At 44.0% G+C, this 14,578-nt stretch carries 10 protein-coding genes and 1 pseudogene; 4 read left to right on the forward strand and 7 right to left on the reverse strand.

All coding sequences use genetic code 11. From position 1 onward, the window contains the following. Positions 1 to 53: 53 nt before the first annotated feature. A pseudogene (locus ACED59_RS19465) lies at positions 54 to 437 on the reverse strand (GNAT family N-acetyltransferase); the annotation flags it as partial. A 624-nt stretch (positions 438 to 1,061) separates the two neighbouring features. Between ACED59_RS19465 and ACED59_RS19470 the strand changes: the two are divergent. Both ACED59_RS19470 and ACED59_RS19475 read left to right on the forward strand, forming a co-directional pair. Beyond that, the gene (locus ACED59_RS19470; RefSeq protein WP_371705082.1) at positions 1,062 to 2,885 is read left to right on the forward strand and encodes a M4 family metallopeptidase; all 1,824 of its coding nucleotides are present in this window, start codon (positions 1,062 to 1,064) and stop codon (positions 2,883 to 2,885) included. Between the two features lie 323 nt (positions 2,886 to 3,208). Further along, positions 3,209 to 4,420 carry a DUF3103 domain-containing protein gene (locus tag ACED59_RS19475; RefSeq protein ID WP_017099058.1) on the forward strand — a complete coding sequence of 404 codons (1,212 nt, stop codon included), beginning with the start codon at positions 3,209 to 3,211 and terminating at the stop codon, positions 4,418 to 4,420. Positions 4,421 to 4,512: 92 nt separating this feature from the next. On the opposite strand, the gene ACED59_RS19480 is transcribed toward ACED59_RS19475, so the two are convergent. Both ACED59_RS19480 and ACED59_RS19485 read right to left on the reverse strand, forming a co-directional pair. After that, positions 4,513 to 4,830 carry a Dabb family protein gene (locus ACED59_RS19480; protein WP_009846539.1) on the reverse strand — a complete coding sequence of 106 codons (318 nt, stop codon included), beginning with the start codon at positions 4,828 to 4,830 and terminating at the stop codon, positions 4,513 to 4,515. Between the two features lie 215 nt (positions 4,831 to 5,045). After that, positions 5,046 to 5,285, reverse strand: coding sequence for a hypothetical protein (locus ACED59_RS19485; RefSeq protein WP_371705081.1), 240 nt, complete (start codon positions 5,283 to 5,285; stop codon positions 5,046 to 5,048). A 256-nt stretch (positions 5,286 to 5,541) separates the two neighbouring features. Between ACED59_RS19485 and ACED59_RS19490 the strand changes: the two genes are divergently transcribed. Further along, on the forward strand, positions 5,542 to 6,426 hold the full coding sequence (locus tag ACED59_RS19490) for a LysR family transcriptional regulator (RefSeq protein WP_017099061.1): 885 nt from the start codon (positions 5,542 to 5,544) through the stop codon (positions 6,424 to 6,426). 126 nt (positions 6,427 to 6,552) lie between these two features. On the opposite strand, the gene tnaA is transcribed toward ACED59_RS19490, so the two are convergent. The 3 genes from tnaA to ACED59_RS19505 all read right to left on the reverse strand — a co-directional run bounded on the left by tnaA (position 6,553) and on the right by ACED59_RS19505 (position 11,642). Next, entirely contained in the window at positions 6,553 to 8,025 is a 1,473-nt protein-coding gene (gene tnaA / locus ACED59_RS19495) for a tryptophanase (RefSeq protein WP_017099062.1), read from the reverse strand. Positions 8,026 to 8,842: 817 nt separating this feature from the next. Next, a complete protein-coding gene (locus ACED59_RS19500; RefSeq protein WP_017099063.1) occupies positions 8,843 to 10,543 on the reverse strand; it encodes a GTPase family protein in 1,701 nt (566 codons plus the stop codon). Beyond that, the gene (locus tag ACED59_RS19505) at positions 10,530 to 11,642 is read right to left on the reverse strand and encodes a YcjF family protein (RefSeq protein ID WP_029224064.1); all 1,113 of its coding nucleotides are present in this window, start codon (positions 11,640 to 11,642) and stop codon (positions 10,530 to 10,532) included. Before ACED59_RS19505 ends, ACED59_RS19500 begins: the two co-directional genes overlap by 14 nt. 239 nt (positions 11,643 to 11,881) lie before the next feature. Between ACED59_RS19505 and ACED59_RS19510 the strand changes: the two genes are divergently transcribed. Further along, positions 11,882 to 12,406, forward strand: coding sequence for a peptide-methionine (S)-S-oxide reductase (locus tag ACED59_RS19510; protein ID WP_029224065.1), 525 nt, complete (start codon positions 11,882 to 11,884; stop codon positions 12,404 to 12,406). Between the two features lie 242 nt (positions 12,407 to 12,648). Here ACED59_RS19510 and ACED59_RS19515 read toward each other — a convergent pair whose 3' ends face one another. Beyond that, the gene (locus tag ACED59_RS19515; RefSeq protein WP_017099065.1) at positions 12,649 to 14,421 is read right to left on the reverse strand and encodes a transporter; all 1,773 of its coding nucleotides are present in this window, start codon (positions 14,419 to 14,421) and stop codon (positions 12,649 to 12,651) included. Positions 14,422 to 14,578: the final 157 nt, after the last annotated feature.

Consider the following 14,578-nt stretch of genomic DNA (forward strand, 5'->3'; position numbering starts at 1 on the left):
CGTTAGTGATTGTACTCACTTAACTCAGTGTCCAAAACTTCTGGTGCGGATCACTTTAACCAAGGCTCAGTATTAACTACTTCTTCGATAAAGCTCTTCAGTAGCTCACTCGCCAGCCCTTTACCCCAATATTTTTCATTGAGTAAGTAACCTATGTGCGCGTCACTTTCGTTCTCTACATAGGCGAACAGAAAACCGATTAACTCTTGTGCCTCAGATTTCACTTGAAGTAATCGACTCTCCGACAACATTCGGTCGAGCCAAACTCGCGCCAATTCACAGGAAGTAATACCATGAAAATATGGAGGCAAGTTTTCAACAACTAATGGCGTTAGAATACTAGGAATCTCTTCGATCAGAACTGAGCGCTCAGTTAACGAAAGAGCACCTGAGATTTCAGCAACTCTCAGCCTCTGAGTTTCAAACGATATTGTCATAAAACCTGCCTATTTCGATAAAAATCATAACAGCTATTAGACAGAGAAACTCTGTACTTAAAGACAGAATTTTTCTATCTAGTTTCTTATGTAGCATATCTTAAACTACTGACTCCAATCATAACAATGACCTATGTTTATTAGTTTGTGATTGAACAAGAAAATGTAGATCTTTTTCTGTCTAACAAGATCAAATGTAGAAAAGATGAGTTCTGTATTTAGTGGTATTGTTAAAACAAGTTTACTATTGATAATAAAGACAATATTCCACTTCCAAAAACTCGGTTATTTACTCATTTGTAATTAAGATAAAAACAGAAAAATATCGAGATTAACTTAAAGAAATTTATTCTATAAATTAAAACAAAGCGGGTTTTAATAACTCTCGCCCCTTCATACGTTTACGATAAATAATAAAATTGGATTTTATAAAAAATTTGATCAATAAGGATTTTTGTAAACTTTGAATTACATACTCTAAAAATAAATCTCCCTGATAAACTTGTCATAATTCCAAATGCTCTTCCAATCTTGATTCGCAACACATGGCATTCGTGTGTTGTATATAGACTTCCTATAAAGCCGTTGGGAAGAAGGAGTTTATATTAAAATCAGGAACGAAAAATGAACCAACAACGTCAACTAAGCTGGAAAATAGCAGCTATTCTAGGTACCTCTTTTGGCTTCAATGCACACGCTGCAGAAATGGTCAGAGTCGATAACGATACACTGCTACAACAAAGCCTCGTCGCTCAGTCGAAGAGTGTTGCTCCACTTGAATTAGGTTTTTCTGAAGTTAAACGGGTGGTATTACCCAATGGAAAAACGAAAGTCCGCTACCAACAAACTCACTTAGGTTTACCCGTCTTTGATACCTCCGTTGTCGCCACCCTTTCCAAGAACCAACCCACTCAGGTGTTCGGCTCCATGGCACAGGGGATCAGTGGTGACCTGTCCAGCATCGCGCCAAAACTGAATCAAGAGCAAGCGATTGAAGCCGCACTGTCTGCTCACCGCACGTTTACCGTCGGCAAAAAGTCCATTGAAAATAAAAACGCGAAACTGATGGTGAGATTGGATGAGAACCAAGTCGCCCAAGTGGTGTATCTGGTCGATTTCTTTATCGCGTCTTCAATGCCAGAGCGCCCTTTCTACTTTATTGATGCCACGACTGGCGATGTGCTCCAAAAATGGAATGGACTAAACCACGCTAAAGCATTAGGTACTGGCCCAGGTGGCAACCTCAAAACCACTCGATATGAATATGGTAGTGACTTCCCTAGCTTTCCCATCGACAAAACAGGCACGACTTGTACGTTAGAAAATGATTCAGTTAAGACAGTCGATTTGAGGAACGGAACGTCTGGCAGCGCAGCCTACAGCTACAACTGTGCCGACGGAACTAACTACACCGATCATAAATACATCAACGGGGCTTACTCACCTCTCAACGATGCGCACTACTTTGGTAATGTCGTGTTCGATATGTACAAAGAATGGATGAATACGTCGCCTTTAACTTTCCAACTGACAATGCGCGTTCATTACGGTTCCGATTATGAAAACGCCTTTTGGAATGGCTCATCCATGACATTTGGAGATGGCAAAAACACCTTTTACCCATTGGTCGATATCAACGTGAGTGCTCACGAGGTTAGCCACGGATTCACCGAGCAAAACTCCGGCCTTGTGTACCAAAACATGTCGGGCGGTATCAATGAAGCCTTCTCCGATATTGCGGGCGAAGCGGCTGAATACTACTTACGTGGCAGTGTGGATTGGGTGGTCGGAAGCGATATATTCAAATCAGAAGGCGGCTTACGTTACTTCGATCAACCTTCAAAAGATGGTCGCTCGATCGATCACGCCTCTCAATACTACGATGGTTTGAACGTTCACTTATCTAGCGGTGTTTACAACCGCGCCTTTTACCTTTTAGCGAACAAATCGGGTTGGAATGTACGTAAGGGCTTTGAAATATTCACAGTCGCAAACCAACTGTATTGGACGGCAAACAGTACCTTTGATGCCGGTGCGTGTGGCGTAGCGAAAGCCGCTGCAGACATGGGCTATGTGGTTGCCGATGTTGAAGATGCTTTTAATACCGTAGGCGTGAATGCGAGTTGTGGTTCAACGCCACCAACTGGCAATGTGCTGACGAAAGGCACACCAATTACGAACCTAAGCGGGAACCAATCTTCAGAGAGCTTCTACACGTTCACTGTTGATTCTGCATCCAGCGTGACGGTTTCAATGTCTGGTGGTTCAGGTGATGCCGATCTTTATGTGAAATCGGGAAGCAAGCCAACAACATCAAGTTACGACTGTCGCCCTTACCGTGCTGGAAACAATGAGCAGTGTAGTGTGAGCGCTCAACCGGGTGTGACCTATCATGTGTTACTGCGCGGATACTCGAACTACTCTGGCCTAACGTTACGTTTAGATTGAGTTGGAGCGAGCCTCTCAAACAAGTTGTGAATCGAGAACTAGCGGTTAACCGCGAAATAAAAACCTACTCACTTTGAGTAGGTTTTTTATGACACACCGTAGTAGCTAATAATATTGAAAGTTATTTACTGATACGTTTATTAATTTATAAATATCAAGGTTGCTTAGGTATTATTTTATAAAAACAGTTTAAATTGAGATCCTGTGCTGCACAACGAAACAAAAATAACTGACTAACTTTTGAACACATTCACGTTACTGATAGGTTAATCCTTATAGGGCAAATGCTCTATTAATGATAAAAATTAAAATAAGGATTATTTATGAGACCATCTTTTCCTATCAGTATGGTGCTTGCAACGACAGTGGTTGGCTTCCAGTCTTTTGCGCAAAATATTGAGACAACTGATTCATTAGGTATTGCAGAAAGTAGCGCTGCGCAAAAGCAATCTCTGGCGTTACAAATCAGCGAGCGTTATTCCGATCTTGAGCTTTCATTGAAGGCTCAGATCTCAGAAAAGAACTTATCCGCGCCTGTAGATAAATTGAGCTCTACTCAGCCCTACTCTGCATTTTCAAGCCGGATGCAGAAAGCGGATCTTGGTTATCGCAAGATGAAAGGGATCAACGACTTCAGCGACTCTGTGTTAGAGGTTCGCATGGCTGATGAAGCGATGATCGAAGCTTGGAAGAATGGTGAAAACCCGCTGTTTGCTTTCGAACCATCAGGCGATGATTCAAACTGGCAATACATCGAAGCCTATGATGTGTATGGGCAGGTTCACGAACTAGACGTGTACCAAATGCCAGACGTCCCAGTGTTTGTGGTTGATAGTAACGGTGCTGAAGAGCTCAAAGCAGGCCTAATGGCGATGCAGGCAGAGATGCAAAAGCTGGGTACTATAACGCAAATCAATGCCGTTAGCGATACCAATGCCGACGAGAGTAAACCTCAAAAATCGTCTTTGATGAACAGGGCTCGTCGCTCGATGGCCTTGTCGGAACCTGAGCCGTTGAATACCACACAATTAACCAAAATCCGTTTAGCCGTCGACCAAGAACCTTGGATCTCTGGTAAAGCGGAAATCTACGCTATCGTGACGGGTGTCGATTCAAGTCGTTTAGAGCCCCAGATCGACCTCGTTGAGATGCCTTATCTGGACTACGACAAACAGACGTACTACCCGAACCAGACCGTCATCTTCTGGCCTCGCTACCGTTGGGGCGCTGCAGACATGATCTTAATGGAACACGATGATGGCACAGACTACAAAGCGCTAGCAAAACTCTTAGTTCAAGCCGCAGAAGAGATACTGAAGATGATTCCTGATCCAGAAGTTCAAGGTTATGCGATCATCCCTCAGATCACAGGCAAGATTATCGATGTGATTCCTGATGGCGTATTAGTCAATGATGACGACTTCGTGGACGTGTACTACACCTTAATGCAGAACACACCTTATGTAGACCGTCCGGGCGCAGGCGGAAATGCTGTCGCATCGTTTGCACCAGTCACCATTTCACCAACAGAGTAAGTCGTTTCTTATTTAGTTAGGGCTTAATCGCTAGGCCCTAACTCTTCATTATCGAAGGTAAGTCAAACACAAAAAATCTACTCAGAACCTAATTACAAGGAGTAATCAAACACAATGATGTCTTCTAAAAGCGGACGAAACACATCTTTCAGCGCATCATGCTCAGGGTGCGGAAGGTAATTCTGGCGGCCTTCTTCATCGGCGAACGTCATTAACACCGAGTGGGTATAACCTTGATTCTTGTTTTCAGGGCTGTCATTTAATCCCCATTCTACTGAAGTGACCCCTTCAACCTTGTTTGGCATCGCTTCAAACAGCATCTTTAGTTTTTGAACCTCTGAAGCTTCAGCGTTTTCTTTAAACTTAATCAGTAGAATATGACGAATCATTCCCGTTTCTTTTTGAGTCATTCCTTGTCCTTTCGAGTCGTTCGCTTACTGGTTTGTAATGCTTAACCAACACCCAATAGCGATCTAAAGTTAGAGAACAACAAAATGCCACACGTTACACAACATGCCAAGGCTAGATCGCTAGAGTTTATAAAATACTCCACAACCCAATAACGAAAAATGCTGCACCCGAGGGCGCAGCATTTCTCATGACAATGGTAAGCACATCTTTAACGTTAGTCACGACGACCTGTAAGCTGGATCGTTTGGTCTTGATCAACGTTCTTTTGGAATTGGATTCCGCCGTTAGACGCTTCATTTCTTCCTTCAAGTGTTAAGTCAGATTCAACACGCTCAGCCTTTACTTGATTAGCTTCGCTCGTTGCCATGTCGATAGTACCGGTATAAGTTCCGTCAGCAGCGAAAGCTGTGTTCATTGAAAGAGCCATCAAGCCTAGTGCGATTAACTTGTTCATACATCACCTCATATTATTTTTAATTATTTGCTCGTTTGATATCAGTGTTTCTTCGTTGGGGTAACTTTAGCGCTTGAGTGATAGTGACTCGAGGAAAAGCAAGATTTACCAAATGGAAAATCAAGGGATTAGCGAAGTTCTGACGCGGTGCTGTCTTATGGGATTTTTATTGGCACTATGATATTAGAGTCACATAATCTCAGTACGCCTGCCGCGCCGAGATTACTGCCTATAAAAGGATTCATTTGGAGAGCCTGTGGACATCAATCTAGACATTCAAAATATCCTCGTAATCAAGCGTATGTATGAACTTCGCAATGTTGGATTGGTTGCCGAGTCGCTAGGCAAAACCTCCGGTGCGATCAGCAAGAACCTTTCGAAGTTAAAGTTACAGCTCGATGATCCACTGTTCATTCAAACCAAACACGGGTTTGAACCCACGACTTTTGTTGAAACCAACATCGAAAATTTTGAGCAGATCTTGAGCAGCGTTGAAGCCATTAAACACCAAGTATTTTCGCCAGCAACTTACCAAGGTGATATCAAAATCTACGCAAATACCCTGTTCTGGGAGCGCTTTGGCTCGAAGCTCTACTTTGCTCTGAGTAAAGAAGCCCCGCATGCTCACTACTCATTCGTTCGGTGGGGAAGCAATGTGAGGAACAGGCTCATCGACGGCGAAGAATCCATAGCGGTTCATTACTTTGATGAAACCTTGCCACAGTCAATTTCTCAAATGGAATTCGGCAAAGGAAAAGTGGTGTTCTTCGTGAGAGAGGATCATCCAGCGAAAGACTTTGAGTCGCTCGCCAACTACCCAATCATTCTATTTAAAACCCCGGGATGGAATGACAATAAATACCCGATCCTTGATCGCCTTAGGAATATCGGTTTTCACGTCAACCCAAGAGTGGAAGTCGACCACCCTGCGATGATTCACGATGTTGTGTTCAAATCCGACTATTTTGGTATCACCCTCAATGGCAGCGTACCAGAAGGCTGTCGTAGTATTGATTTACCCGAAAAACTGACGATCGATGTGGGTTATGTGATGAGCTGCCGTCGTTCACAGAAAGACGCGCCTTTGAATCAGTGGCTATTCCAAATGTTGAAATCCACCCTAAAAAACAAACAAGCGTAGTTCAGCATTTAACTGCTTAGCTGCTTAGCTGCTTAACGACATAACTCCCCAATCATCCAAAAAAGAAAAGGCTCCCGAGGGAGCCTTTGATTAGGGTTCTAGTGACTATTCGCTTATGTTTTTATTTTAAAATGCTTCTTCGAGCGTTTGTTCGTTCTTTTTTTCTGTTTGTTTCTCGCTGGTTTCAACCTCTTTCAAGCGCGCAGTGAAATGTCTTAACACCGGCGGCTCGTAGGTAAAGTCGAGCCCTTTCACTTGTCCTGCATTCTCTTTCACTTTTTCAAATGCTTCGATGATGAAGTCCATGTGGGTTTGTGTGTAGGTCGCGCGAGGAATGGTAAGGCGCAATAACTCTGCAGGGCATGGGTGTTGTTCACCGGTTGCTGGGTCGCGACCTTGCAGCAATGAGCCAATCTCAACCGCTCTGATACCCGCGACTTTGTACAACTCGCACGCCAAAGCATGTGCTGGGAACTGACCTGCTGGAATGTGTGGAAGTAGTTTACCCGCATCCACAAACGCAGCGTGACCGCCTGCTTGCTGGCACACGATGCCCATCGCTTCTAAGCCATCAACTAAGTATTGAACCTGACCAATACGGTACTCTAACCAATCTTGGCGCATGCCGTCATAAAGGCCAACCGCAAGACGCTCCATTGCGCCGCCTTCTAACCCACCATAGGTTGGGAAGCCTTCTTGCACCACACACAAAGTTCGACACTCTGTGTACACATCCATGAAAGAGTCGTCTTTAAAGCACAACAAGCCGCCCATTTGTACCATGGCATCTTTCTTGGCAGACATGGCTAAGCCATCCGCGTATTTGTAAGACTCACTAGTGATCTGTTCGATTGTCCAATCTTGATAACCCGCTTCTCGTTGTTGAATGAAGTAGGCATTTTCAGCGTAACGTGCCGAGTCCATGATCACAGGAATATCGTACTTCTGAGCAATTTCATAAACGGCTTTTAGATTGGCGATAGACACTGGCTGCCCACCAGCAGAGTTACAAGTAATGGTACTCACAATGTAAGGAACATTAGCAGCCCCCGCTTCTAAAATAGCTTCTTCCAGTTTCACCACATCGAAGTTGCCTTTGAAGTCCGCATTCACTGAGGTATCGAACGCTTCTTTGGTATAAACGTTCTTCGCCACACAGCAATTCACTTGGGTGTGACCTTGTGTTGTATCGAAGAAGTAGTTCGACAGAGCAACCATTTTGCTGCGATCGAGACCTTTCTCCATTTCACGCTTCTTGATAAGAACAGGAATGTAGATCTGCTCTGCGCCGCGCCCTTGGTGCGTTGGAATCGTCAACTCGTAACCGAAGATATCTTTCACCGCATTCGACAATGCATAGTAACTGCGACTACCACTGTAAGCTTCATCCCCCATTAACATCGCGGCTTGCATGCGCTGAGTAATAGATCCTGTTCCGCTGTCTGTCAGTAAGTCGATAAACACATCATCACTATCAAGTAAGAATGGGTTCATCCCCGCATCGACAATGGCTTGTTCACGATAGGCACGAGTTGTTCTTTTTACTGGCTCTACAACACGAATACGAAACGGTTCTGGTAGATGTTTGAAGTTTTCCATAATAATACCTTTCAATACATTCCGATCAGGTCGAAATCTATTTTCTTTAGATGTCACGAATCCTCACCATTAAATTATTAGTTCCGTATAAAGACACACGGAAAATTAACAGTGAAAATAAACAAGTTAAATAATGATTTATTAATCAAACCTAAACAGAGGCTGAGATAATTAGCGAGAACGACAAAAAACGAATATTCTGCACGAAATAATAAGTGCGATATTCATGCGTTCAAAGGTTATCAAAGCTGCTGATAGGTAAACAAAGCATGCTGCTTTGCTGGCGCGTGACGCCTAGAGGGTACTACTCTGAAGAAAGGCGGAACGAGAGCTGGTGATCTAAGGTATACCAAGCTAACAAGGTTAGCCATGTTGTTGATTGCCATTTCAGATACATGTTCACAATATATCCCTACGTTGAAATCAAGATGAACCGAAAATTAAATATAGTGCAATTGTTTTATAAATACAGCTTAGAAAAGTATAAATGTGATCAAAATTTGGAATGGTAATTAAATACGACAGCATGTTATATAAACTGTGAATCACAGCCGTTTATATACTATTAAACTAGTTCAGCGAGTTACTTAATAATATCGAATATCTTTTAAACTCAATACTTATCTAATAAGGGGCGAAGATGGCTGTTTTCTAAAAAGCTGTCTTCTAGAAATCTATCTTCTAGAGAGCTCTCGAGCTAAAAAGCTAAGCACTAAAGCCCCAGCCTTAACAAAAAAAGATAAGCTCTCACGCTCTAAAAACTCAGTTCTGATGAGTCTCAGCCTCATCAGAACCGTTTTGCAGCCGCAGTCGTGGATTACTTTTTCTTCACGACTTGTTTGATGGCCATTTCAGCCAGTTTTGGCGTCGCGGCTTTCAACGCACTTGGTGCCACCTTCTTACCGACTTTTACTGCTTTATTCAGTTGGCCTTTAACCGACGTGCCTCTTTTCATGGCTTCTAAACGTTGGCGGTTTCTCTGAACGTTATTTGCGTCAGCGATACGCTCAATCAACGTCTGCCTTAAAGTATCTAAACCAAACTGTACCTTTTCTGGCGCAATCGCCAGCGGCAAAGCGATGTCCGGCTGCAACAATGTTTGATTATATTCGAGCGCTTGAGCAATGATCTTTGCTTTGGTTGATGTTGGGTTCTCTAAGTCATACGGCGGTTGCCAGTCGTCTACAGGCTTTAATCTGTCTACCTGATTCACAACTGACACCACAATCGGCTTCTTGCGTGAGATGTTCTTAGGATCATCATAGAAAGCATCAAATCTATCTTTCAACTGCTTATCCAAATCACGTGCAGACTGATTGGCTTTAAGTACCCACAGCACCACATCAGCTTGGGTCATCTCTTTAAGCATCTGCGCTTCGGTTTTAGGATTGCCATCAAGCCCTTGAAGATCAACCACGCGAACATCATTATCGTCGACAAACGCGTTGTAGACGGTTGATGTATCGGTTGATGGTAGAACATCCACTTCTGCAACCAACTCTTGCTTAAGCGCATTGATAAGTGAAGATTTACCAGAGCTGGTTTGCCCCACCAGCACGATTCGCACAGGCTCTAATTCAGGAGCAAAGCGTTGTTCGTCGAGTTCAGAAACATCGGACACTTTAAGTGCTTCATCTTCAATGCTGAAACGTCCGCTATAGAGATCAATCGCCACCGCCGCCACTTCATCTAATAAGGCTTGTTTAGCGGCGTATTGCATGTCATCAACCACACCTCTTGTCATTGAAGATGTCGCTTGCTCTCTCCCTAAATCAGAAACAACTTTTAGCGGGTTCAAATAGAGGTTTTTGAGGTGATTCCCCCAAATAGCGGCCTTAACGATCTTTTGCCCTAGCTCGCCATATTTATCATAGGCTTCGTAGCCCGCCTTAATGTAAGAAACCTTGAGATACTCAATGCCCGGTATATGCTCTCGCACTACCAGTTTGTAGCGTCGGCTGACCTCTTCGAAGAGTTTTAGCCCTTCAGGAATCGAGAAATCGAGCGATTTCTTATCAAACTTTTTCGCCACAAACTCAAGTACTTCTAAACCGGTTTGGTCTAGGTTGCCCCACTCTATGTCGACCATTAATTGTTGGCGTACATGGTGTTTTGAATCATTCCAGATCGACAGTTCTTTTTGAGACCAATCAGTCGAAGCCTTAACCAATGCATCGTTGATATCAGCTTTGCTATGTTGTGAATCAGATTCAGAACTTCCCTCGCCAAGGCCGTCGCTCTCTTTATTTGAGAAGGGCTCCGTACTTGAAGATCGGCGTGAAGAGCGGCTTGAAGAATCGCGTGAAGAACGACTAGAAATGAACAAGGGAATGGTGAACACCAAAGTACTCACGGCAATGGCAATCGACATTTCGAGTAGGTAACCGTATTTGATCGCCAAGAAGACACCAAAACCCATCATGATAATGCTTGGGAAGATAGCCGAAATCAGGGCAATGCCCCAACGGCCGCTCGATAGCACCGCCAGTAATCGAAATAGGTTTCTAATTTTCTTCATAGCCCGACGCCGCCTTTCCTTTTTTCAGGGATTCTTTGTAGATCTTCTGCATCTCTTCTTCAGACACTTCTTCACCTTTGTTCTTATGATAGAAGTAAAAACAAGCCGCGCGACCTAAACCATAAGAGGTGCCGAAACTCATTGCCGCTGCAGCCACCGCACCTACCGTTTGACCATAAACTGGAATCAGCTTTATCAACTGTCGAGTGCCCAGTTTCATTCCGTATTGCAAAGCAAAGCTGCTTCCGAGAGTGCCTATCAACTCACTGAAGACTCGCTTGTTCCACTCGACCCCATATTGATTGGCCAAGCTGTGAAGCATTTTGGCTTGAATCGCAGGTACCGATACCAAACCAACCCCCGGAATCAGGTCGCTCGCTGCGGCACTTCCCGCATACCAAAGCACTTCGTTTTCTACTTGATCAAAGTTGGCTTCTTCCTGTGTGGAGTGCTCTTTGTCTTGCACCATCATTCCAATAACAGGAAGAATACTGGTCAGCTTTTCTAACAAGATGTCATAGTTGTAAATTGAACCACTGTTATTGCTCGAGTCATCCGTTTCGAAATCGACCGCTACCGATTCAAACTCTTTACCCCAAGCCTTCTCTACTTGGTTGGTGTTGAACTGAACCTGCCTTGCTCGATCTGGTTCACCGGAAGACAACACTGCAGTATGAACAAGCAGCAAGTGTCTAATTTTCTTCTGTTTCTTAATCTGCTTTAGAGCCGCAAGCACTGAGGATTGTTCAGGTTCGTCGGCTTTCATTACAACGACTAACGCATTACCTGCCTGACCAATCTCTTCCAGATCCTCTTTCGCATCATAATTCGCTTCGCTTAGTCCTCTGGTATCGAGAAAGCGCATCACCGGTTTGTCTTGTGGGAATTCGTAAGACATCGCCGTCATGGTACAAGGCGCAAAACCATTGCCCACTTCTACAGACGAGTCACCAGTCACCGCCTGAATAAACGATGACTTGCCCGCCCCCGTTTTTCCCAACAGCCACAATGTTGGCAGATGCTGACGCTGGTATTCATGGGCCTGAGTAAGATCTGGGTTCTTGCTCGGATTGATGAAGTCTTTTATTTGATCAAACATGTTTAGAGTAACGCTCACTTGATGTTGAGATTCGAGTTGATGACAAAGCAATACTGACTTATATAATCACAAATCATATTAAACTTATGTTTGTTCAGTCGCACAGGTTTACAATACCTAAACGCTTGTTTTTATTTGCGCGCTCATTTTTATAGACGCTTTTTTATACGTGCGAGTATCATCGTATTGATTCACGCATCGAACGAACATTAACAAACACAGAGAAGTAAAAGGTAAGTATGGAACAAATTTATTTAGCTGGCGGTTGCTTATGGGGCGTACAGGAATTTATTAAGTACGTTCCTGGTGTTATCAGCACAGAAGCAGGCCGTGCCAATGGAAGCGCCCAGCTAACCGAAAACGGGTCGACACAATGCGATAGCACGCAATGCAATGGCACACAAAGCGATTACGATGGCTATGCAGAATGCGTACAAATTGAATTTGATCCAAGCGTTACGTCTGTAATGATTTTGATGGAACACTTGTTTGAGATTATCGACCCTTACAGCGTGAATCAACAAGGTGTCGATGTCGGAGAGAAATACCGCACAGGCGTATACAGCACTAACGCAGAACACTTAACCGAAGCTAAGCACTATATTGCCTCTCGTGACGACGCCGACCGTATCGCACTCGAGATATTACCGTTAACTCACTATGTCGCGAGTGATGATATCCATCAGCATCACTTAAGTCACTTCCCTGAAGATCACCACTTATGTCATATCCCTTGGGATCTGCTGCATAAGTATAAATCCTAGACTTAAACGTTACGCCCTGAGCCCTGAGCCCTGAGCCTAGAAACAGAACACTAAAAAGCCCCAATAAGCATTTACCTATTGGGGCTTTTTAAATTATTTCAGTATGAGCTAAAGCCAGAAAGCTTATTGAGTGATTTTCAAAAGCTCTCCGTACATATCACATTAAACTTTGGCAGTTCAAACGAACGGCTACCGCAATCGGTAGCCGCTGTAAAAAGTTATAGTTTTTGATTTAAAAGGAATTAGCCTTCGGCTGGCGTCACTTCGTCTTGTTGCTCGACTTTGTCATCGACCGCTTTAACAAGTAACAGACCGACAGAGAACACAATCAAACCACACAGAACGAATACCATGCGTCCCCACATAGGGTTTGGCAGTACGAACATTGTCATTACGCCCACACCCGCTACCGCGATAAGTGAACCCAACATACGACGTTGCTTGTTATCCAGTTTCTTCTGTTCATTACTTTCAGCTACTAACGGTGTTGCTAGATTGTTGAAGAACTTGTCGACATCTTTCTCACGGTGTTCCGGTAATGGCTTATAGAACAGTGTTGAAAGAACGAAGAAGCCAGCAGTAAATACGATGTGACCGATAAGGCCGATAGCCACTTTTAGGTCAGCCCACTCACGGCCAGTTAGTTCGTTTAGACCGAACCAGTTTTGAATCATGTCCGCTGTGATAACGAAACCAACGAAGTAAGAAACCACACCACCGACTACTAGCGTACCCCAACCTGCCCAATCCGGTGTTTTACGGATGAAGAAGCCACAGAATGCTGGAATTGTCATTGGGAAGCCGATCAATGCGCCCACGTACATCATGGTGTCGAACAGGCTCAGACCTTTAAGAGAGTTGATGAACAGAGCAACCAAGATGATCGCGATACCGAAGAAAGTAGACGTTAGCTTAGAAACAACCATTAGCTCTTTCTCTGTCGCTTTAGGACGAAGAATCGGCTCGTAGAAGTTCTTAACAAAGATACCTGAGTTACGGTTTAGACCAGAGTCCATTGAAGACATAGTCGCAGCAAACATAGCGGCAATCAGAAGGCCAACCATACCTGCAGGCATGTATTCTTGAACAAAGTAAAGGTAAGCGAAGTCAGCGGCTTTGCTGCCAGCGTCTGGGTAAGCTGCTGCTAAATCAACACCTTGACCTGCCATGAACCAAGAAGGCATGAACCAGATGATTGGACCAAGCGTCATTAGTACACAAGCAAGCAGTGCTGCTTTACGTGCGTTGTTTGAGTCTTTCGCTGCAAGGTAACGGTAAGAGTTCAGCATGTTATTGGTGATACTGAACTGCTTCAAGAAGATGAACACCGCCCAAATGCTGAAAATGCTTAGGTAGTTAAGGTTATCACCCGTGATAAATGAATCGGTTGGGAAATCATTGATGATTTGCGTGACACCGCCACCGTGGTAGACCGCTACTACAGCACACGTTACGGTCACTGCCATAATGATAACCATCTGCATAAAGTCAGATGCGATTACCGCCCAAGAGCCGCCCGTTACTGACATCACCAATACAACCAGACCCGTTAGGACAATCGTCGTTGTCATATCAAAGCCGAAGATACCCGATGCGATGATCGCAAGGCCGTTCAACCAGATACCTGCGGAGATAACGCTGTTTGGCATGCCAGACCAAGTAAATACTTGCTCATTCACCTTACCAAAACGCATACGAATCGCCTCAATTACCGTCACAACGCGCAGTTGGCGGAACTTCGGAGCGAAGTAAAGGTAGTTCATTAGGTAACCGAATGCGTTCGCGATGAAGATAATCGCTACGGCAAAACCATCGGTAAAAGCTTTACCTGCTGCACCAGTAAATGTCCAAGCACTGAACTGGGTCATAAATGCGGTTGCACCTACCATCCACCACAGCATATTACCTCCCCCACGGAAGTAATCACTTGTCGTACTTGTAAACGTTCGGAACATCCACCCTATCGCAATTAAGAATAGGAAGTAGATGCCAACTATCAGGGTATTGAGTTCCATCTTGAGACCTTTTTATTTATGTTTTTTTGTTAAGGTCACTATAGATAGATGGTAACTATATTTGTACTACAATAATTTAAATGCGTGACAGTAATCTTACAGTCCAGCACTCAAATAATCATACAAGTGATCGAGTTCAAATTTGCAACAACAGTCA

Origin of the sequence: Vibrio sp. FF266, assembly GCF_041439695.1 — a bacterium.
In the GTDB taxonomy this organism is placed as follows: domain Bacteria; phylum Pseudomonadota; class Gammaproteobacteria; order Enterobacterales; family Vibrionaceae; genus Vibrio; species Vibrio tasmaniensis_A.

Coding starts and splice junctions, on each gene's coding strand:
- ACED59_RS19470 (WP_371705082.1), top strand. CDS start 1,062: ATGAACCAACAACGTCAACTAAGCTGGAAAATAGCAGCTATTCTAGGT.
- ACED59_RS19475 (WP_017099058.1), top strand. CDS start 3,209: ATGAGACCATCTTTTCCTATCAGTATGGTGCTTGCAACGACAGTGGTT.
- ACED59_RS19480 (WP_009846539.1), bottom strand. CDS start 4,830: ATGACTCAAAAAGAAACGGGAATGATTCGTCATATTCTACTGATTAAG.
- ACED59_RS19485 (WP_371705081.1), bottom strand. CDS start 5,285: ATGAACAAGTTAATCGCACTAGGCTTGATGGCTCTTTCAATGAACACA.
- tnaA (WP_017099062.1), bottom strand. CDS start 8,025: ATGGAAAACTTCAAACATCTACCAGAACCGTTTCGTATTCGTGTTGTA.
- ACED59_RS19500 (WP_017099063.1), bottom strand. CDS start 10,543: ATGAAGAAAATTAGAAACCTATTTCGATTACTGGCGGTGCTATCGAGC.
- ACED59_RS19505 (WP_029224064.1), bottom strand. CDS start 11,642: ATGTTTGATCAAATAAAAGACTTCATCAATCCGAGCAAGAACCCAGAT.
- ACED59_RS19510 (WP_029224065.1), top strand. CDS start 11,882: ATGGAACAAATTTATTTAGCTGGCGGTTGCTTATGGGGCGTACAGGAA.
- ACED59_RS19515 (WP_017099065.1), bottom strand. CDS start 14,421: ATGGAACTCAATACCCTGATAGTTGGCATCTACTTCCTATTCTTAATT.